We start from the raw sequence: 18,939 nt of genomic DNA, 5'->3' as shown, positions 1-18,939 counted from the left end.
GATGCTGGACGAACTCAATCCCCAGCAACGGGAAGTCGCCCAGTTGCGCCAGCATTGCGTGGCAATCGCCTGTCCGGGCGCAGGCAAGACGAAAACCATCGCCACGAAAGCAGCCCTGCTGCTACAAGACAGCGCAGCGACGGTCGGCGCCGTCACATTCTCGAAGGACGCCGCGCTGGAATTACGCGAGCGCATCCTCGCTGCCGCCGGCGAGTCGGTGAAGAAACGCCTGATCGCCGGTACCTTCCATTCACTCGCCTTCAAGCAACTGAAGCGCCCCGGCGCTCGCGCGCTTGATATTGCCTCGGACGGTGACCGCCTTGGCTTGCTGATCCGCGTGATGCAGGAACTGGGCCGCGAGGGCAAAGCGGAAGATGCCATCCCCACGATCGAAAAAATCAAGACGAACTTTGGCCGGTGCGATCCAAACACGGACGACGGCGAGCTGTACCGCGCCTATCAGGACGCGCTTGCGCGTAATGGCAAGATCGACTTTCAGGACATGCTGCGCTTGGCCGTCGAGGGGATGGAACAAGGCACCATCGCCCCGTACGCGTTCACCTATCTGCTCGTTGACGAGTTTCAAGACACCGACCCGCTCCAGTACCGGTGGATCGAGCTTCATGCAAAGGCTGGTTCCATCGTGACGGTAGTGGGCGACGACGACCAGAGCATCTACGCATTCCGCGAGGCCCTCGGCTATCGCGGCATGGAATCGTTCATCGAGTCGTTCCAAGCAAAGCCGGTGGTGCTCGGCAGCAACTATCGTTGCCGCGCGGAAATCCTCGGTGCGGCCGACCGCGTGATCCGCAATAACGCCGACCGCATCGCAAAGGTGCTGCGTGCGGAAAAGGGCTCGGGCGGTACCGTGCAAACATCCCGCCATCCGGATGAATATGAGGAGGCAACCGCGGCGGTTGAGGTGCTCGGGCCATTGCTCGCGAAAGGGCAGTCGTGCGCGATCCTGGCGCGTACCAACCGCATACTGGACCCCCTTGAGTCCGTTTGCCGCTCGCATGGCATCAAGTACTACCGAGCGTCGGGCGCGTCCGTCCTGAGCCGCCCGGAGGGCGCGCTGATGTGCAATCTGCTCGAAATCGTGGAGCGAATCAAAGACACCGGCCTCGATGCAGTCTTGGCGCACCTCGGGCTTACCGCCCAGCAGCTACGCGCGCTCCACGCGGATATGGGTGCGGAACTGACGCAGAAGGGGCGGGCGGAGTTGGTCGAACTCGGGCTGCCCGAGGAAGTGGCGACGAACTATCGCGAGTTCATGAAGCGGCTCGCCGAATGGCAAAGCCTGTGCGATCGAAAATTCTATACGCTGACGCTCTCGGGCGTCGCCGAGTGGATGTTGAAGTACGCGAAAAAGGATTCTGCAATCCGCGCGATTCAAGCCACCAACGACGTTTTGTCGCGCCTGTCAGGTAGCTTCGCTGAACGGCTGCTTTTCCTGCGCCAAGACAACAACGAGCCGACGCCGGGCGCTCTCATTCTCACGACCATGCACAGTTCGAAAGGGCTCGAATGGGATCACGTCTGGATCGCCCGCAGCGAGGAGACGATCGTCCCAGACCCGAAATCGACCGAGCCAGAAGAGCGGCGGCTGTTCTATGTCGCCATGACCCGCGCTCGCGAATCGCTAATGGTGTCGGGGACGTCGAGAAATTTCGAGTCGCGATTTGTCGTTGAGGCGCAGGTCGTCCAGGGCGCTGTCGCGAGCTAAGTCCACCGATCTGCAGAACAACGCTCGGTAGGCGAACCTTCGACCAATCGAACGACGGGTAGCTGCGCTTAAGGCGCGCAAAGCTAGCCCTCACAAGCCTTCACGTTATGAAAAGCGTGCCGAATAAGGGGGGTGTGAATATTCGGCACGTTTTGTAACAGGCCTCTTTCTATTTAAAATCAGGCACCTGACCAAGTGCCCGAGCGGAATGGGACGCTCTCCGGAGAGCGTCCCTTTGAACGCCGACCCAGGCTGGTGCGCACATCTGCATAGTCGCTGAACGGCAGACGAACCGCTGACGGCTAACCTTTACGCTGACAAAAAAAAAGCCCGCTCAAGGCGGGCGGCAATCCATATCGGTCGAGACATGGAGGAGACGTGGTCAGTATAAACCCTATGGCTTCTGACGCATAGCCAACTTGTACGTCACGACGGACTTGTACGCGGGACGGTTCCAATGCGGCGTGCCGAGCGTCATCGCCTGACTGTTCACAAGCCGGCCGGTGTCGAGCATGCAGAAACAATGTCCCTCGAACGCGGCTTCTTGCGCTGCCGCGTCCCACGTCACGGTGAGGAAATCGAAGATCGGTTCGATGGGTTTCATATCGGGGTTCTTCGAGACTTTGACCCGTTATCGGCAAATCATGGGGCTTATAGAGACTCAGGCCATTGCGCGGGAGAGCTCTGTCACATTTGATTCCCCGCGTTCGTGGCCTTTGACGTCGTCCAGGCGCGGACCGGCGATAGGCCCTTCGTCCGGCGTGGAATCGGCCTCAATCGTCAGCATTCTGGCAACGCGCTTGAGGGTGCCGTTCAAGGACGCACGCGGCCCAAGGCGGATCGTGCCGGAGTAGAAGATGTCGCCCGAGACTTGGCCGTTGATTTCCAGCGAGCCCCGAGCGTGCACATCGCCGTCGACGCGCCCGTCAATGCGAACGTGCTCGCCCTGCGCGGAGCCCTTTACGAGTCCGCCTTCGCCGATGTGCAGCAGACCCTGCGTCGAGATGATGCCGCCGTCGAGTAGGCCGAAGAACGAAATGCCGTGATCCACGACCATGTCGCCGGTGATCGCGCAGCCGCGCGCAATAAGCGTGATATTGAGTTCGGTTTTCATGGTGTCGATTCCTTAAAACATTTGTACTTCGTTCGCCCCGCCGCGGTTCGCAGGCGCTGACTTCTTGCTTGCAGCAGACCCCGTGTCGCCATCGCTTACCTGCTCATCCCGCGAATGCGAGCGATGACGGTAGCTGTGCGTACGGGCCGGTGCCGCGTGTTGTTGCGACGCTTGTTCGTCGGCGGCAGGCTGCGTCACCGCTTGCGCGGGCGGCACTGACGCCACGGGTTGAGTGGGAGCCTGGCTGGCCACCTCTGCCTCGCGACGGGCTTGATGAATAGGCGAGGCAGCCGCGCGTTGCACACTGTTCGAGACAGGAGGAACGGCCTTGATGGCGGCCGTGCTTGCTGCGCTCGCTGCTGGGCCGCTCGTTGTACCCAGCGAATTCTTGAACTGGTCAGCCGTCAGACCGATTGGAGAAGCCGCAGCAACGTCTTTTCCCGTCAGCATCGGAGCGAGCGCTACCGGATGAGGCGGCTCTGCGTCGATTGGGCGCGTCGCCGGTTCTTCCGTTGCTGGCCTTTCGCTTCCGTTGGATTGGGGCTGCGAGGCGGTCTTCTTTACTTCGTGCGCGGAGGGCGCGCCCACCGACTTGTACAACGACGCGGCTCCCATTCCCGCCATAGCCACGACAGCGGCGATAGCAACTGCGACAACGCTTCGTCGAGCGACAGGCGCCGCCTTCGGAAGCCGCAGCCTGAGCGTGGGTGTCTTGGCGTCTGCCGTCAGGTCGGCCGGCGCCGGGAGCGCAGCGATCTGCCGCGGCAGATCGATGGTCATCGAGTCAGGTGCGAACTGCGCATGCAGTCGTTGAATTTCGCGTAAGTCCATGCGGGGTCCTCCCGTCGTTGTTAGGTCGAGCATGTCCAGCCCCACGGCGCGGCAAACGCAAAACGCAGGGCAGTTCATACACGATGTCAGTGAGTACGATCCGAGTCCGGAAGCAGCACACCTTCTGGCGCAAAGCGGTCGTTGTCCGGCATGCACAAGAAAGGGATTTGATTGATGCGTGCCTCGGCAGCCTCCAGTGCGGATTGGCGCACTTGAGCCGTCATGGTTCTCGCCATCAGCGCTTCCATCGTCTTCAGGAAAAGCTGGTCATACATCGAGAGGAGTCGCACAAGACGACCGGACATGGCGTGCTTAATTTCAAGCGTGACCATCTCGGGCGGAGTCGGTGCACGTCGACCTGGAAACTTACCTGCCCATGCGAGCGCCTTCTTCATGAACGCCTCGGCAGTTCGAAACTCCGACTCGATTGCGATCAGCTTGCCGCCGCGCGCAACGGTCATCTTTGCGGCGGCGAAGTTGAAGTCGGCGCGGAGAAATTCACGCGCGAACAATGAGTAGTACGGCAGTTCCGTTTTTGCCAGCGTGTCGCCGTTGATGCGAGCGAGACGACTGTCGTTCGTCAGGCGGTTCAACGGACGCAGCCCGCTTGGCGCACCGCTCTCGTTGCCGAGCGCAGCGGTTTGCTTAGGGTCTTCGTCAGGCGCTTCTAGGTCAGTAACGGCCATGGGATTTTCGGTGTGTCTGTGTTCTCTCTCACATATAATTTTCATTGATTAGGCAAGAGTCGAACGGGCGAAAGCTATATGAATTTCGTGAGCTTTCGAGCGCACGCGTACGTCATTAACCCGGATACTCAACTCCATTCCCCGCGTCACCGACGCATCGACCACGACTCCACGCCCGGAGTCCATCTTTTCTCTGCAAGTCGTGCCCGCCTCGTGCGTTGGCATGCGCCGACCGGATAGCTACCGGTGTGGAAATCTTTCTTGTGCTGAGTGTGCTCGCTACACACTCCCCAATTTCAGCCGTGATACTCGTACCCTGTGCTGCATTCATTTGCGCCGGTACATCGTTCGAACCCGGGTTTTCGGGTGTTCTCTCTCCAGAGCCTGATCTGGGTAGAACGATCGAAGTTGGCTGATCCGTGATTCCTGCGGCGGAAGTAATTCCGAAAAGGGCTGTTGCGCGGCGTGACCATGCTGCGCGAGAACGACTTTACGTTCTCTGATCGAGCGACACCGGCATTGCCGGCCGCTCCCTGCACGCCACGTCCCCGGAAGGGACGTGGCGCGTAGGTCTCTATATCGATTTCAAGAAGCTCGCTCCCTCACCGGAGCGGGCTTTTTTTTCGTCTGTCGCTTCTTGCGGCCGGACCTTTCTCAACGGAGGTGCTGTTCTATGTTGTTGCCCGACCGCCTCAATCAACGTATCGCCGAGGCCATCACGCATCAAATCAATACCGAGCGCGAGCAGGCGGACACCACGTCCCCCGTTTGGCGGGAGCGGTGCGAAGTAGCTCGAGTCGCGATGTTCAGCGACGCAGAGCGCTCTGTCTTCATTTCCCATGTCAGCGAACGTCGCGGCAGTGCGGCAGCCCGAGAGATGCAATCTCAGGCCGAATCACTGCGGACCAACGCCATCTTCTTTCTTGCAAGGAAACCCTCATGAACGCAGTCGTTCAGATGTTCGATCACGCGCCGCGTAGCCTCGTTGAAGAACGAGCTATTCGCCCGCCCACGATCGGCAAGATTCGACCCGGTATCAAGGTACTCACGCGGGCGCACCAAGCCAACGAAAAAGCGGTCAAGCTCTACAACGACATGGTCGCTGCGGGCGAGTCGTTCGAAGCCATCGGCAAGCTGCTCGAAACGTCGCTGAAGCTTCGGAACGCGCTGATTCCCAGAAACGTCGATTACTTCGTCTGTAGACGGTCCGACTTTTCCAATCCGGACACAGCCGACGAGATCCTGCGGCTGTATGGTGAGGATCGCGGGCAAGGCTTGCGGCTGTATCGTTTCCCGATCATGTTCGCGTTCGACGACTGGCTGCGCAATGTGCCGAATCAGATGGCCGCGTACACGACAACCGGGCGACAGTACTTCTCGGAGTACGACCGCGACGGCAAACGCTATTGCAAGACGTATGCACCGGTCGAGCGTAACGCACGCGCACAGCGGGCGCGGCGATCCTTCGGTGGGCGACTGGTAGTTCACCGGCAAGACGACGACATTCCCGATGGCGTCTGTGATCCTCACGTCTGTCCACAGTATCAGGACCGCAAGTGCAACCTGACCGCAAACTTCTTGTTTGCAGTTCCGGACGTGAAGGGACTTGGGCTGATCGAGTTGCCGACCAACTCCATCTACGTGCTGCAGAAAGCGTATTCGGCGATGCAAACCGTGGCGTTGGCGCGTGGCAGGCTCACCGGCACGCGCTTTTGGCTCTCGAAGAAAGAGTTTGACATCACGCGGATTGACGACAACGGCCAGGCCGTACGTCAGAAGCAGATGCTGACGGTGCTCGATGCGGATATCGACCTGGGCGCGCTGTTGGACGGCGCGGACGAGGCTCAACCGGCGCTCGATGCTGCCAGTCGTGCGGTGGCCCTGTTGGAGTCAGGCGGGACGTTACAGTCGATTGGCGATCCGGTCGTTCAGCCTGAGCGGGAGCAATCTGAGGCCGACCGGGCAGGCGATGGCGAGCCATCGGGCATCGACGGCGCAGCTGGTCATGACGACGACTCGCCCGACCCCGATGAGACGCTGGAAGACAAGCGTCACCGTATGTCCGACCTGCTGCATCGTCTGGGCCTTAGTCAGCCGGAGCGACAGAACGGCTTTCGCAAATACGCGCACCAGACGTACGGTCGTGGCTGGATCGAGCGCATCGCTGATGTGGATGCGATGAACGCGCGCCTCAAAGCGGCGCTCGACGATCCCGCCTCGCTTGACGTCGAAATTCAGCACGCGATTGCACAAGCTGCTTACGTCTAACCTTGGCCAGTCCCCCTTCGGGGGCTGGCATCCTTTCTTCTACGCTCGCGCATGAGAGCATTTCAGCAAGAACCGCTTGCTCAAATGTTTTCGACCGCGCTGTGACTGCGCATCGAATTCGTCCGCTTCGGCGGCCCATCTACTTGTTCACGCGAAGGAGCTTCCAATGCGTAGAGTCGGCAACTTCACGCTGTTCTTCGGCGCGGAGGACGCTTTTAGTAACTGGCACCCGTGCCGCTTTACTTACCATGACGTCGATTTTCGGTCGGTAGAGCAGTTCATGATGTTTTCAAAAGCCAAGCTGTTCGGCGACGAGGACATCGCCCAGGCTGTGCTCGCCACACATCTCCCGAAGGAACAAAAAGCCCTCGGCCGCAAGGTCAAAGGTTTTGACCTAGAAATGTGGAAGGCGAAACGCGAGTCGATCGTCTATGTCGGATGCCGCGAGAAGTTCGCGCAGCATCCCGGCCTGCGAACGCTGTTGCTTGCGACGGCGCCGGCCGAGTTAGTCGAAGCAAGTCCTTACGACACGATATGGGGCGTGGGTCTCGGTGAGCATCATCCAGACATCACGGACAAATCGAAGTGGCGTGGCCAGAACCTCTTGGGCAAGGCACTGATGAAAGTCCGCGACACGCTGTCAACGTCATCCCTTTCTTAGCGCGCCAGAACGGCGCATCGGCAATTACTGGCTACCTTCGGGTGGCCTTTTTCATTTATAGGAGGCGATTTGAAGATCGCACATTTTTCTGACCTGCACTACGCGCCGGGCAACATCGAGGAGTCGGATCGATGCTTCGGCTTCGGCATCGACCATGCGGTGCTCGCCCATGCCGACGTCGCAGTCATCTCGGGTGATGCGACGGACCATCGTCTCGACGCACACGCGCCGTCGTTGAACCGCCTTGCAAAGCGCATCAACGGGCTGAGCGGCAGCATGCCGGTCCTGATGCTGCAGGGCACGTTCTCACATGAGCCTCCGGGGACGCTACGCAACTTTGAGCTGATGGCGACCACGCATCAGATCTACGTTGCGGAACGCGTGCAGCAGGTGAGCCTTCACGAGGGGCGGTTCTACCCCTCGGACGGTCCGGTGTTCTCGGACGAGGAGCTGCGCGAGGTTCTGGCAATCGGCGCTGATGTCGTGTTCACGTGTCTGCCCACGGTCAATAAGGGGGCGCTGGCGGTCGCTGTCGGTGCCAAGGAAGCCGGGACGGGCCTTGAAGCCGTGCTGGGCGACTATCTCGCCGCAGCAGGACGCGTCAACCAGCAGCTTCGTGCAGCAGGCATCCGGACTGTCGGGGTTTCACACGGCACGGTCAACGGTTGTACGACCGAGCACAGCGTGACTATGGCCGGGTTCGATCATGAGTTTTCGCTTGGTAGTCTGTTCGAGGCCGAATGCGATGCGTTCATGCTTGGGCACATCCACAAAGCACAGCAGTGGGAGCGAGCGGGGCGCGTTGTGGCGTATCCCGGTTCGATCGGGCGTTTCCACTACGGTGAGGAAGGCGACAAAGGTTTTCTCATGTGGAATGTCGAGGTGGGAAGCGCGCAAGCCGATCTGGTCGTTACGCCTTCTCGGCAGACCATCTGCGTCGATTTTGACGGACCGCCCGACATGCAGCGCCTGACGGCAATCGCGCTCGATGCGACCGACAAGTTCGTGCGAATTCGTTGGCAGGTCGACGAAGAGCACAAACAGTCAGTGGACCGCGACGCGATCGCGGCGCTGTTCGGCAACGCGGCGGAGCTGAAGGTCGAAGCTCGCATTCTTCCCGTCGTCCGGTCACGCGCTCAAGGCATCAGCCTCGAAACGTCGATTGACCGAAAGCTCGAGCGTTGGTGCGAGCACGCTGATGTTGATCCGGCGCCTTTGCTTGACCGGCTGCAGTTGCTGGAAACGGGGGACGCGGAGGCAATCGCCGCTGGCGTGCTGGCGCGACTGAGCGACGCTGACGCATTGTCGAGCATATCCGAGCCTGCGCCGGTGACGGCCCACGTAGTTCCGGATGGCGATGTCTGCGACGATGCACTGCCCATGCCAGATGCGACGGTGGAAATCGTCGAGTCGGCTTCGGCAGATCAGCTTTCGTGGCTCAACGATGATTTGTTTGCGGCGTAGGTGGCCGCGCATGCAGGGGAGGCCAGTACGGCTCCTTTGCTTGAACACGCAAGCCGTGTTCCGATAGCCAACCATCAACGTCGCTATCGAAACAGAGGTTTCACCGCGTCTTTGACGCATCGATTCGTAGTGGCAGGACCTTTCTCTAGCAGTTTCATTTCTTCTTTCACCCTGGCGGGGAGCGATCCCTTCCGGGGCCGCATTCCGCCCACCATAACGGAGTGCATCATGTTTGGTCTTTATCCTGCTGGCCCGAACTGGGTTCGCACCTTTGCGTTGGGCGACTGCTCATCGCGTGATCTTCAAAAGTCGTTGGTCGATCTGGCCGGCTTTACCGCTGCGATCCAGCATCAGCCGTTCGGCCAGTACCGCGGCGCAGTGCTGGCGCAGTTCGGTCATACGCTGTTGCTGGTCGCTACGACCCCCGGCGCTCGCGAGATCGCCGTTACGCCGACCGTTGAAATGCAGCACCTTCTGTGGTCGTATCAGGAAGGGTATGCAAGCCAGTGGTCGCCTGCTGAGATCCGTAGCCTCACCGGGCATAGCGGTTGGTCCGAGCTTTTGCCGAACGCGCGTCGCGAGTTCGGCAGAGTCTGCGACAGCGTGGCGGCCGCACTAGACGGGACGCTTCAAGCGCCCAAACCAGCGGTGCAGTCTATGCCGTCGGTCGTGATGAACGAGCCGTTTCCCAACGAGGACGACGACGCTTTCTATGCGCAGATGGCCGCTATGTCGGCTTCGATGAGCGTGTCGGAGGACGTGTCATGCGGCCTCTGAAACTGACATTGGAAGGCTTCGTTGGCGTGCGCGATGGCATGAAACGCGACAGCGTGACGCTCGATCTGGAGACGTTGCCGGATGGCCTGATCGCTTTGACCGGCCCTAACGGGGCGGGCAAGACAACGATCATGGACAACTTGCACCCGTATCCGATCATGCCGTCGCGCGCGTCGAAGCTGTCGGTCGACGCCTTCTCGTACTGGGATCACATCTGTGGCACCAGTGCGTTGAAGGAACTCGAATGGGAGCACGACGGCATTCGCTATCGCTCGTCCTTCACGTTTCGCAAGCCCGGCAAGACAGGCAAGGCGGAGTACTACCTTGCCTATCGCGGCGTCGACGGTACGTGGCGCCCGGTGTCGCTGCCGGACGGAACGGTGTCGGACGGCAAGGCGGAGTCGTATAACCGCTGCGTCGAGGCGATCAACGGTTCGTTGGAAACGTTCTTCACGAGCGTGTTCTCGGCTCAGAACCGGCGGCCGCTCGCGTCCTACGGTGCGGGCGAGATCAAGACGCTGCTGGCTGAACTTCTTGGCATCGACCACCTGAAGGCATTGTCGGCGAAAGCCGGTGAGGTCGCGAAGGTGCTCGGCAAGTCGCTCGAAGGCATCCAATCTGAGCTTGGTGCGCTCGCCGGAAAGCGGCAACGTAAAGCAGACGCTCAGCAGTCGATCGTCGCGCAGGGCAACACCTTGCGTGCCGCTCGGGAGCAACGCGACGCCGCGCTGGAGCATGCGAGCAAGCTGACTCAAGAGCGGGCGACGCTTGCGGCCAAGCAGGGCGAATCGGCCACGACCGAAGCGCGCCTGCGAGAGCTGGGCGTGCGCCGCGACGAGTTGGGGCGTGCCCTGAAAAGCGCGGCCGACGACGAGCAAGCAGCGGCGGTTCGTTGTCAGCAGCGCGTTTCCGTGCTGAGTCGAACCGTGGCCACGCACCAGGCAACGCTGGCTCGCCGCGAGGCGATCCTCGGTGCGGCGGCGAAGCGCGAGGAGGCCGAGTTGGCGATTGCGCGCGAGGAAGCGAGGTTCGCTCCCCTGCAGCGCGACATTGCCGTTTTGGAGGTCAAACGCGCGACGTTGACCACGCTCGATGCAACGCTTACCAGCTTGATGAACCAGGGCACGACGAAAGCCGCGCACTTCGACACGTTGAGCAAGCAGGCAGCGGTGGCGGAGCAGGTGCCGTGCGTCGGTCATTCGATGCATGCGCAATGTCCGCTGCTCGCGCAAGCCTTTCAAGCGAAGGAGCAAGCGGAGGTGCAGCGTGTTTCGGTGGCGAATCTTCGCGCGGAGTATCGCGAGAAGAAAGCGCAGGCCGAAGCCTTGGCACTGGTGCCGGCTGAATTGGCGGCGAAGCGTGTTGAGATGCTCGCCATCACCGATGCGGCCGCGCAGTTGCGCCGCGCCTTGCAGGCGGCGGCAGAGCTTGCCGCCACTAAGCCATTGCTGGATGCCGCCGTGTCGGGACTTGAAGCGGCGCAAGCTGAGTTGCGTTCGATCGCCGAGGAAAGTGCCGCACGTACCGCCAAGTACCAGTCTGAGAAGACGCGTATGGAAGCGGAGCTTGCGCGCATTACCGAGGAGGTCGGGCGACTCGCTTCGGTCGACGTTACCGCAGCGATTGCGAAGCTCGATCGCGACATCGCGGGGAACCGCGAGACCGTCGCTGCATTGGATGGTCGGATCGAGCAATCGATCCGCGCGCAGAGTGTGTTGCAGGCCGAAGCGGAAGCCCTGGCGCTGGAGTTGGAGAAGTTCTCGGCCACGCAGTCTCGTGCCGATCGCCTCTCCGATGAAATCGCGCGGTGGAAGCTGCTGGCTAAGGGCTTTGGCAACGACGGCGTGATCGCGTTGACCATCGATGACGCGGGTCCTGCGCTGACGCACACCGTCAACGAGCTATTGCTCGCGTGCTACGGCATGCGGTTCACCGTTGAGATCCGCACGCAGCGCACGCTCGCAAGCGGCGAACTGCGCGAGGGCTTTGAGATCCTTGTTCACGACGCCGAGTCCGGCAGCAGTAAGTCGGTCTCCGTCATGTCCGGCGGTCAAAAGGTCTGGATTAACGAGTGCCTCACGCGGGGCATCGCGCTCTATCTCGCGCAGAACACCGGTCAGCCGTATCAGACCTTGTTCAGCGACGAGTCAGACGGCCCGCTCGATCCCGAGCGCAAAGTGCAGTTCATGCGCATGAAACGCGAAGTGCTGCGCCAAGGCGGGTATCAAAGGGAGTTCTTCATCTCGCAGACGCCCGACCTTGTCGCTGAGGCCGACGCAGTCATCGACGTACAGGCGCTTGCCGCTTGATCTTCTATTTACCCTTGTGGGGAGTCGCCCCCACAAGGGGCGCTTCTCGTTCCTCTTTCAATTTCTCGCGCCCTTCGGCGCTTTCACTATGGCAAACCTTTTGATGCTGCTGCTCGCGGCAGCCGGCAGTCCGTCTCATTCGAACGCGGCGCGTCACCAGCCGCCAATGCAGCAAGCCGCACCGGCCACTGCGCAATCGCAACCGCCGCGGCCGCCCGACCTGCGTCGCGCGTCCGCGTTCGATAACGGCCGTCTGCGTCGCATCTGACACCGGCTCATTCTCTTTCACTTCTTGACTGGAGCCTTCCATGGCCTATTCCTGTACTGATTTCGTGGACGACGTACTGAACGACATGGTGATCCGAAGCTGGATCAAACCCGAGCAGTACGGGTCTGATGACCCGCAAGCTCAGTGCGATGCGGTATTGGGCGCAATTGGCGAAGCGGATGTATCGCTTCGTCTCGCCGCTGACGCCAAGCAGTTCCATGCCGAACTTCTCGATGCCGTCGAGACGCTCACCGGTATCGCCGAACAGCATGGCGCGCTCGCCCTCGCGAATGTCGTCTATCTCCAGGCGGCCATCTTGAAGGGTGGGCTGATCGAGCTCACGCGCAAAGAAGCGGACGCGTTCTCTTTCGTCAGAGACCTGCCCTCGGGCGGTCGCTGGTGGCAAAGCGTCAAGCTGATCGATTAAGCGGCGCAAGACGCCGTCCAATTTCTTTTCTCAACCCTTGCGGGCAAGCGGCCCGCTGGGGTCGCTCCGCGTTCTTTCTGTGGAGTGTTTTCATGTTTGAAGCAGCGAAGCTTGGCGCATCGCCGGAGCAGTTCGCCAACCTCGAGGCGGCGATTGGTTACATCGCCGGCACCGCGACGCACCCGGGTGAAGTTCGTCCGTGGGTCCGGAACGTCGAAACGAAGGTCTTCCTGATCATCGGTGGCAGAGTGCAACCCCAAAACGGGGTGCGCCAATGACGCCGCCGTGGCTGGAGCAATACGCCAGTGGCCAGAAGACCGGCTACGCGCAAGCGTTCATGTCGTACGCCGAGTACTACGGAGTCGACGGATCTGCTGACGATGACCCGGAAATCGAAGAGCGGATCGCCATGCATCGGCAGCCGCTCATCGGTTACGCGAGCCGCACGGGCACCCGCCGCAACCTGGCCGCACTCAAGGGCGCCGACTGGCGCTTGTTGGTCTCGGCCAAGGGCGAGTTGCGTACCGAGGGCTTCGATCGCTACGCGTTGGATAACGGCGCTTGGACCGCGTACCAGCAGGGTCAGCCCTTCGATGAGCACGCGTTTGCGGTCGCCGTCGAACGACTCGGCGAGCGGGCTGAGTGGCTTGTCCTTCCGGACATCGTCATGGGCGGGATGGCCTCGCTCGACTACTCGTTGAAGTGGCTGGAACGACTTCGCGGGATGCCGTGCCGGATGCTGATCGCAGTTCAGAACGGTATGCAGGTCGAAGACCTCGCCTCGTTGCTGTCGCCTGCTGTTGGCATCTTCATTGGCGGTTCAACGGAGTGGAAAGAGCAGACGGCGCACGTGTGGGGCTCGCTCGCGCGACGCCGCCACTGCTACTTGCACGTCGGTCGCGTGAACTCGGCGCGGCGCATCCGCATCTGTGCGGCCGCCGGTGCCGACAGCTTCGACGGAACCAGCGTGAGCCGGTATGCGAAGACGCTGCCACGCCTGGACCGTGCGACGCGGCAGGGCGACATGTTTGCGGCTGCGCAGGATGGCCTCGAAGAGGCGCAAAGAGCGACGGCAGACCTTTTGATTTAGACCAATCAACCCTTTCGGGAGCGCATCCCGAAAGGGTCGCTCCTTTTTTTTCGGAGCGAAAAAGATGGAACAGGAAATTCTCTCGAAGATGGAAGCTGCGATCAGCGTCATGCAGCGATACGTTGAACTTGGGCATAGCCTCAGCTGCGCCTACTCGGGCGGCAAGGACAGCACGTGTACTCTGGTGTTGATGCTTGAGGCGATTCGCCGTGCCGGCGGCACGACGATCACCCACCATGTTCAGTCGGTCGATACGACGATCGAAAATCCCACAATAGCTAACTTCTTGCACTCAGTGTTGGACGAGCTGCAGTTGTATATCGAAGCGTCGGCGTTGCCCGTACACATTCACGTGACTACACCTTCGTTGGCAAGCCAGTTCGTAGTGTCTACCATCGGGCGCGGCACATTGGTACGCACGCCTGAAAATGGCGTGCGTGATGGGAGAAGGACGAGAGCGTGCGCCGACGAGTGGAAGGTACGGCCGGGAGGCCGTCTCCGAACATTGCTTGAACGACGAGCGGCAGATGACGGTGCTCGCGAAGTCATAACGGTGCTCGGGCTGCGCAGGGATGAAAGTACCTCGCGCGCGGTGGCAATGGCAGAAAGGCGAGATAGCGCTGAAACGGCGGTCAGAAGCAGAACCGGGGCGCTGACCATCAGCCCATTGAGCGAATGGACGTCCGATGATGTGTGGACGATGCTCGCGCTGTTGGCGGATGCGCAAACGCTGCTGTTTCCATCGCCGTTGATGTCACGCACGATACTCCGCCTGTCCGAGATCTACCGGGCAGGAAACGGTGGAACATGCGGTGTCGTGATGGGCGAATCGGGTGCGCGCGCCGCGTGCGGCTCGCGTTTCGGTTGTTCCTTCTGTTGCGTCGCCGGTGACCGCGACAAGTCGCTTGAGGCGATGATAGAAGAGGAGCAGTACGGGCATCTTCGACCGCTGAACGACTTTCGCAACTATTTGCTCGCGATACAGTGGGATATTTCGCGTCGCGAACTGATAGGGCGGTCGCTGAGCGATGCAGGCTACACGCGCATTCAGGCGGACACGTACAGCTATGCAACCCGTATCGGTTTGCTGAAGATGCTGATCAGTATCGACGCGGCCGAGCGGGACCGGGCTGAAGCGCACTCGGCCGACCTCGCTATTGGTTCTATCGCTGATACGGAGCAGAACCGGATGCTTTGCGAGCCGCAGTTCGAGTTCGTGACGCCGCAGCAGTTGGTGGCCATCGACTTCTTTCTGTCGATGCATCACTACGCGCCGCATGCGTTTCCGGCGCTGGCGGTGTGGCATGACGTGAACGTACTTGGGCGCCGGTATCCGGTTCCGAAGATCGACGGTTTGCCGAAGACTGACATCGTGCTGCACGGCTGGTATCCGGTCGGGCAGTATGACCGCGATGCGCCTTCGGTCGGGCTGCGCTCGTTCGATGCTGAGCAGTGGAATCCGTATCGGCATCCGGGTCGGCCCGGGCGTTATGCACGGACGACCGGTGGCGAGCAGACCGTCTACTTCGAAGAAGCCACGCAGTTTGAGGTTGATGCGGAAGCCGCCTGTGCGTTTGTGACGTGCACGTATGACACTGCTTTCATGTTGGACACACAGCATCGTGACGCGATCGACTCTGCGCATTTCTGGCTGAACGAAGGTATCGTGAAACTGCCGACCGGCATGGCGCAGCGGTATCAGGATATGGCCAAGCGCGGGCAGTACTTCTCGCGACTCGCTCAGCGTCTCAACCTGACGCCGTCCGAGCTCGATGCACACCTGATCGAGAACGCGATCGGCGATGAAGCGCATCAGGCACTGTTGGGCTGTGACACGACGCAGTTGAGTCTCTTTGCAGAAGCGGCGTAGCTGCAACCAACCTTTTGAGCACGTCCCAGGCTAAAACCCCGGGACGTTTTTTTTTGCGAGGTCGAAATCGTCAAAATTCTGCGCGGGTAGTGTTTCGCCCGGCTGCACCCCGAGCAGCCGCAGGGCGTGCATCATCGCCGCGCTTTCACGAGCGAAGTCAAGCCGGAGGGTCTCGCCTTCCATCGTGGCCTCTATGCCTGAGAACACGCTGAGGCGTGCAGCGCCAGATTGAGGGCACGAGCGATTTCGCCGTCGCGCGTCTTCTCATCAAAAATCGGATTCATAACTGCCCCTTGAGCTCGGCATGCCCTGTAAGAAGCAGCCAACGTGCCGGGCGGAAGGAATGCCTCACGTCCTTCGCGCTTGCAACGACGCGATGGGGAAACGCCCGAAAAGGTTGGGGCAGGCCTTCATTGAAACAATCTCGTTTCACCTGCGTTGATTGCGGCTTCTGCCAGCCCGTGCATCATCCTCGAGCCGATTATCTCTGGGAGGTTGGGCAATAGCTCCTTTTTGAGCTCTAGTACGGCCTTGGCGGTGTCGCGACCATCGCCTTCGAGAAACAGCTTTTCGAGGCTAAACCACATCAGGGTAACGTCGGTCCACTCGTCGCTTTCATAGCTTTTGCTCGAGGTAACGGCGATGACTCGTCCGAGACAGAAGAGCGCCAGCGCTATCCACCCGGGTTGTCGCGGGTCGCCTGTCAGCTTGCGATGCGCGCGCGTAATTGCAAGAACGATGGGGTCGTCCGGATGCGCCGGCTGATTCTGGTTGAACTGCAGCGCCACATACGGATCGCTTGACCAAAACTTCGTATGAGCAATGCTGATCATCTGATCGATGAAGTCCACGAATTTCTGGTTCCGGAATGCTTGCTGCATGCCCTCTGCCCAAGCTTGGGGCGGCACCGCCTTCAATTGTTTCGCCATTCGTGCGGCGCCGAGCGGGGCCTCTCTTAGGGCTTGGGCGAGCTCATCCTCCCCTATGGCGTCAGCAATCCGGCCGATCATCGATAATTCGCCCGCTTTCTTCGACATATCCGAAAATCGGGCGATCGATGCGAATGTAGGCAGGACCTGAGGGTGTCGCACCATCTCTCCGGCCAGAGCGAGGCCCTCGCGCGTGCGTTCGTCAAGAGCAGAAGATTTGCTGCGGCTAGCTTTTCCCATTGTCGACTCGGAGTTCGCGGTGCACAGACGACCAGCATGCCACAGATAACTGAGCGACCCGGATGGCGTGTGCATCGCGTGACGGGACTCCAATTTCAGACTGGCCCGCTTAGGATCCGCGCGCCGCATGCGGGGAGCGCTTAAGAGCTTACTGACTGAAACGATGCCGGGCGATTTCCGCCTGCGACGTCTTCGTCTGTGGCTCGCTAACGTCTGCCCATCGACCACCCGATTGCGGCCGTCGGCTTTTGCACGGTATAGCGCGGTGTCGGCGCGGCCAAGCAGCGCGGAGGCCGACTGCGGCGGATTCGGGAGCGTGCAGGCCACGCCGATGGAGATAGTCATAGACCCGCCGCTCGGCGATGCCGATTGGATACCAAGTCCCGCGACTGCCGCTCTCAGCGACTCCGCGACGCGCTGTCCGGCCGCAGGTTCACAGGCGGGCAGCACCACGACGAATTCTTCGCCGCCATAGCGCGCGACAAAATCGCTTTGCCGACGCAGCGTCGTGGAAAGCGCACCGGCCACTTGTTTCAGGCAGTCGTCACCAGTGAGATGGCCGAACGTGTCGTTGTATTGCTTGAACTGGTCGACGTCGATCAGCAGGACGCACAACGGCTGGTTGCTGGCAGAGGCTAATGAAAACTCGCGCGCAAAGCGTTCATCGAAGTAGGCACGGTTGAAGACGCCCGTCAGGCCGTCACGCGCCGACGTCTCGACCAATGTCCGGTGCGTTTCCGACAGACGGCGGTAGAGGCCTGTCGTCTCATAAATGAGCATCCCGAGCACGGCGCTCGATGAAACCATCGAGGCTCCACGGGCGGCGTACCAACCCACGCTGTAGCGCGCGCTCGCCGACAGGGTCAGCGTCACGTCAATGAGCGCGCCGAGCAGCGCAACGCCCAGCCACAGGTCCATCAGCGACCGCAAGCGAGTCGTCGAGACGTGGAGTCCGAGCGCCGCGAGGCACAGCGCTTCAACAAGGAGTCCAGCGGGGCTACTTGATAGCTGCGCGTATGAACCGGACTGCGCGACAATCGGCGGAAGGTGCGATTGGCCGGCCGTTGCCAGCGCGCATAGGGCGACCGCTATGGCGACGGCACCCACGGCGACCGCTCTGCCGCGTGCCCGGTGGGTCAAGGTCGACGGAACGGAGCGGGAAATCAACGAGACCGTAACGAGAGCGGGGAAGCCGCCGTGCCAGAAAACCCATATCCAGACCGCCGTTTGCGGCCCCGCGCCGAGCAAACCTGTTGGCGAGAAAATTCCCGGAAAGACGAGTAGCTGAATGGCGGCGATCACGCTGGTGAACGCATACGCGCCGCTTAGCGCGGCGAAGAGCAACCTTCCCGACACGGCGAACTGTGTCCAGAGCAGCAGCGCAGTCAGCCCCTCGGTGAGGGTGACCCAGGTGGCAAATACCGGCAAAAAGGCGGGAATGACCGGGCCTGCGTTCTTGGCGTACGGCCAGACGAGGACGGCAGCGATAATCGACAAAGCAGCCGCAGCAACGGCCAGCGCGCGATGGCGCGGCGTGGATGGCAGGTGAATGAGCGTCGTTTGCATCGTAGGAGAAGGCGTAAGCGCGACCGCTGCCGCTGTAGCCCCTCGGCCATGAAAATTAACCCTCGTATAACGGCCGCGGGCCACGGTTCTTGAAGAATCGTGGGTTCGCCACTTGCTATCGGCGTTTGGCAACGGTAGCTTCGTTCGATCACCATGAAAGTGACCATTGTTTCGCACGAGCCTCCGCCGCTCGGATCGGCGGAGGAACTTCATCGGTTCCGTTTCGAAGCCGAAGACGGCTCGGGGTTGCCTAGACGCCACGAGATCACGCTGCGCACTGCTCGTGTGATCGCTGAGAATCTGGATCGCCGCGACTCCGTCACCCAAATGCTTCGGGCTATCGTCAGCACGGAACGCGCCGACTACGATGGTTTGATCAGTAACACCTACATCGATGACAAGGACGCCGACGATGCCCCACGCGCCCCAGCCCAACGACGAATCAGCGCGAAAAGCCGAGTATCGGGAATGGACCATTGACTCACGGCCGGTACGAACCGGCCATCACTGGCACTCGTGGTGCGAGGTCGAGCGCAAACCGACCGAGGACGAAGCTGATGGACAGATCTTCCACTTCTCCGACATTGGGTACTTCGACACTGAGCGCGCGGCGCATGACCGGGCAATTGCTTGGGCGAAGGCATGGATAGAAGAGAACTTCTAGGGGGACGGTGACGGATGAAAGCGTCTGGCAAGCACTTTGCGCTGGCTCA

The 18,939-nt window shown here is 60.8% G+C and carries 19 protein-coding genes; 13 read left to right on the top strand and 6 right to left on the bottom strand.

Annotated elements, in window-relative coordinates; genetic code table 11:
• Position 1: 1 nt before the first annotated feature.
• Positions 2-1,726 carry an ATP-dependent helicase gene (locus tag NCS00_RS30405; protein WP_250441928.1) on the top strand — a complete coding sequence of 575 codons (1,725 nt, stop codon included), beginning with the start codon at positions 2-4 and terminating at the stop codon, positions 1,724-1,726.
• A 394-nt stretch (positions 1,727-2,120) separates the two neighbouring features.
• Here the strand turns inward: NCS00_RS30405 and NCS00_RS30400 are convergent, their stop codons facing one another.
• The 4 genes from NCS00_RS30400 to NCS00_RS30385 form a co-directional block, all read right to left on the bottom strand.
• Positions 2,121-2,330 (bottom strand): hypothetical protein, encoded by a 210-nt coding sequence (locus tag NCS00_RS30400; RefSeq protein WP_250441927.1) that lies wholly within the window; start codon positions 2,328-2,330, stop codon positions 2,121-2,123.
• A 57-nt stretch (positions 2,331-2,387) separates the two neighbouring features.
• Positions 2,388-2,840 (bottom strand): bactofilin family protein, encoded by a 453-nt coding sequence (locus NCS00_RS30395; RefSeq protein ID WP_250441926.1) that lies wholly within the window; start codon positions 2,838-2,840, stop codon positions 2,388-2,390.
• Positions 2,841-2,852: 12 nt separating this feature from the next.
• Positions 2,853-3,671 (bottom strand): hypothetical protein, encoded by an 819-nt coding sequence (locus tag NCS00_RS30390; RefSeq protein ID WP_250441925.1) that lies wholly within the window; start codon positions 3,669-3,671, stop codon positions 2,853-2,855.
• 86 nt (positions 3,672-3,757) lie between these two features.
• Entirely contained in the window at positions 3,758-4,357 is a 600-nt protein-coding gene (locus tag NCS00_RS30385) for a hypothetical protein (RefSeq protein WP_025495929.1), read from the bottom strand.
• A gap of 676 nt (positions 4,358-5,033) precedes the next feature.
• Here NCS00_RS30385 and NCS00_RS30380 point away from each other — a divergent pair.
• The 11 genes from NCS00_RS30380 (at position 5,034) to NCS00_RS30330 (ending at position 15,491) form a co-directional block, all read left to right on the top strand.
• The gene (locus NCS00_RS30380; RefSeq protein ID WP_061168064.1) at positions 5,034-5,300 is read left to right on the top strand and encodes a DUF7696 family protein; all 267 of its coding nucleotides are present in this window, start codon (positions 5,034-5,036) and stop codon (positions 5,298-5,300) included.
• Positions 5,297-6,625, top strand: a complete 1,329-nt coding sequence (locus NCS00_RS30375) for a recombination directionality factor (protein WP_250441924.1) — start codon at positions 5,297-5,299, stop codon at positions 6,623-6,625. The genes NCS00_RS30380 and NCS00_RS30375 overlap by 4 nt, the downstream gene beginning before the upstream one ends.
• Positions 6,626-6,791: 166 nt before the next feature.
• Positions 6,792-7,286, top strand: coding sequence for a riboflavin biosynthesis intermediates N-glycosidase (gene ybiA, locus NCS00_RS30370; RefSeq protein WP_250441923.1), 495 nt, complete (start codon positions 6,792-6,794; stop codon positions 7,284-7,286).
• A 69-nt stretch (positions 7,287-7,355) separates the two neighbouring features.
• Positions 7,356-8,750 (top strand): metallophosphoesterase family protein, encoded by a 1,395-nt coding sequence (locus NCS00_RS30365; RefSeq protein ID WP_250441922.1) that lies wholly within the window; start codon positions 7,356-7,358, stop codon positions 8,748-8,750.
• Positions 8,751-8,978: 228 nt separating this feature from the next.
• Positions 8,979-9,527, top strand: coding sequence for a hypothetical protein (locus NCS00_RS30360; RefSeq protein WP_250441921.1), 549 nt, complete (start codon positions 8,979-8,981; stop codon positions 9,525-9,527).
• Positions 9,515-11,836 carry a sbcc family protein gene (locus NCS00_RS30355; RefSeq protein ID WP_250441920.1) on the top strand — a complete coding sequence of 774 codons (2,322 nt, stop codon included), beginning with the start codon at positions 9,515-9,517 and terminating at the stop codon, positions 11,834-11,836. Before NCS00_RS30360 ends, NCS00_RS30355 begins: the two co-directional genes overlap by 13 nt.
• An 88-nt stretch (positions 11,837-11,924) precedes the next feature.
• Positions 11,925-12,104, top strand: coding sequence for a hypothetical protein (locus NCS00_RS30350; RefSeq protein WP_250441919.1), 180 nt, complete (start codon positions 11,925-11,927; stop codon positions 12,102-12,104).
• Between the two features lie 40 nt (positions 12,105-12,144).
• Complete coding sequence (locus tag NCS00_RS30345) at positions 12,145-12,531, top strand: hypothetical protein (RefSeq protein ID WP_250441918.1); 387 nt, start codon at positions 12,145-12,147, stop codon at positions 12,529-12,531.
• 92 nt (positions 12,532-12,623) lie between these two features.
• Positions 12,624-12,809 (top strand): hypothetical protein, encoded by a 186-nt coding sequence (locus NCS00_RS30340; protein ID WP_250441917.1) that lies wholly within the window; start codon positions 12,624-12,626, stop codon positions 12,807-12,809.
• Complete coding sequence (locus NCS00_RS30335; protein WP_250441916.1) at positions 12,806-13,621, top strand: hypothetical protein; 816 nt, start codon at positions 12,806-12,808, stop codon at positions 13,619-13,621. The genes NCS00_RS30340 and NCS00_RS30335 overlap by 4 nt, the downstream gene beginning before the upstream one ends.
• Before the next feature lie 64 nt (positions 13,622-13,685).
• Complete coding sequence (locus tag NCS00_RS30330; RefSeq protein WP_250441914.1) at positions 13,686-15,491, top strand: phosphoadenosine phosphosulfate reductase domain-containing protein; 1,806 nt, start codon at positions 13,686-13,688, stop codon at positions 15,489-15,491.
• A 30-nt stretch (positions 15,492-15,521) separates the two neighbouring features.
• Here the strand turns inward: NCS00_RS30330 and NCS00_RS30325 are convergent, their stop codons facing one another.
• Complete coding sequence (locus NCS00_RS30325; protein WP_250441913.1) at positions 15,522-15,674, bottom strand: hypothetical protein; 153 nt, start codon at positions 15,672-15,674, stop codon at positions 15,522-15,524.
• Between the two features lie 227 nt (positions 15,675-15,901).
• On the bottom strand, positions 15,902-18,226 hold the full coding sequence (locus NCS00_RS30320) for a sensor domain-containing diguanylate cyclase (RefSeq protein WP_250441912.1): 2,325 nt from the start codon (positions 18,224-18,226) through the stop codon (positions 15,902-15,904).
• Positions 18,227-18,379: 153 nt separating this feature from the next.
• Here NCS00_RS30320 and NCS00_RS30315 point away from each other — a divergent pair, with 153 nt between their 5' ends.
• A complete protein-coding gene (locus NCS00_RS30315; protein ID WP_250441911.1) occupies positions 18,380-18,706 on the top strand; it encodes a hypothetical protein in 327 nt (108 codons plus the stop codon).
• Positions 18,707-18,939 lie beyond the last annotated feature (233 nt).

It is taken from the genome of Caballeronia sp. AZ1_KS37 (genome assembly GCF_023631165.1).
GTDB classification, from domain to species: domain Bacteria; phylum Pseudomonadota; class Gammaproteobacteria; order Burkholderiales; family Burkholderiaceae; genus Caballeronia; species Caballeronia zhejiangensis.
Note: the sequence above shows the minus strand (reverse complement) of the source record. Positions and strands in the feature narration are given on the sequence as shown.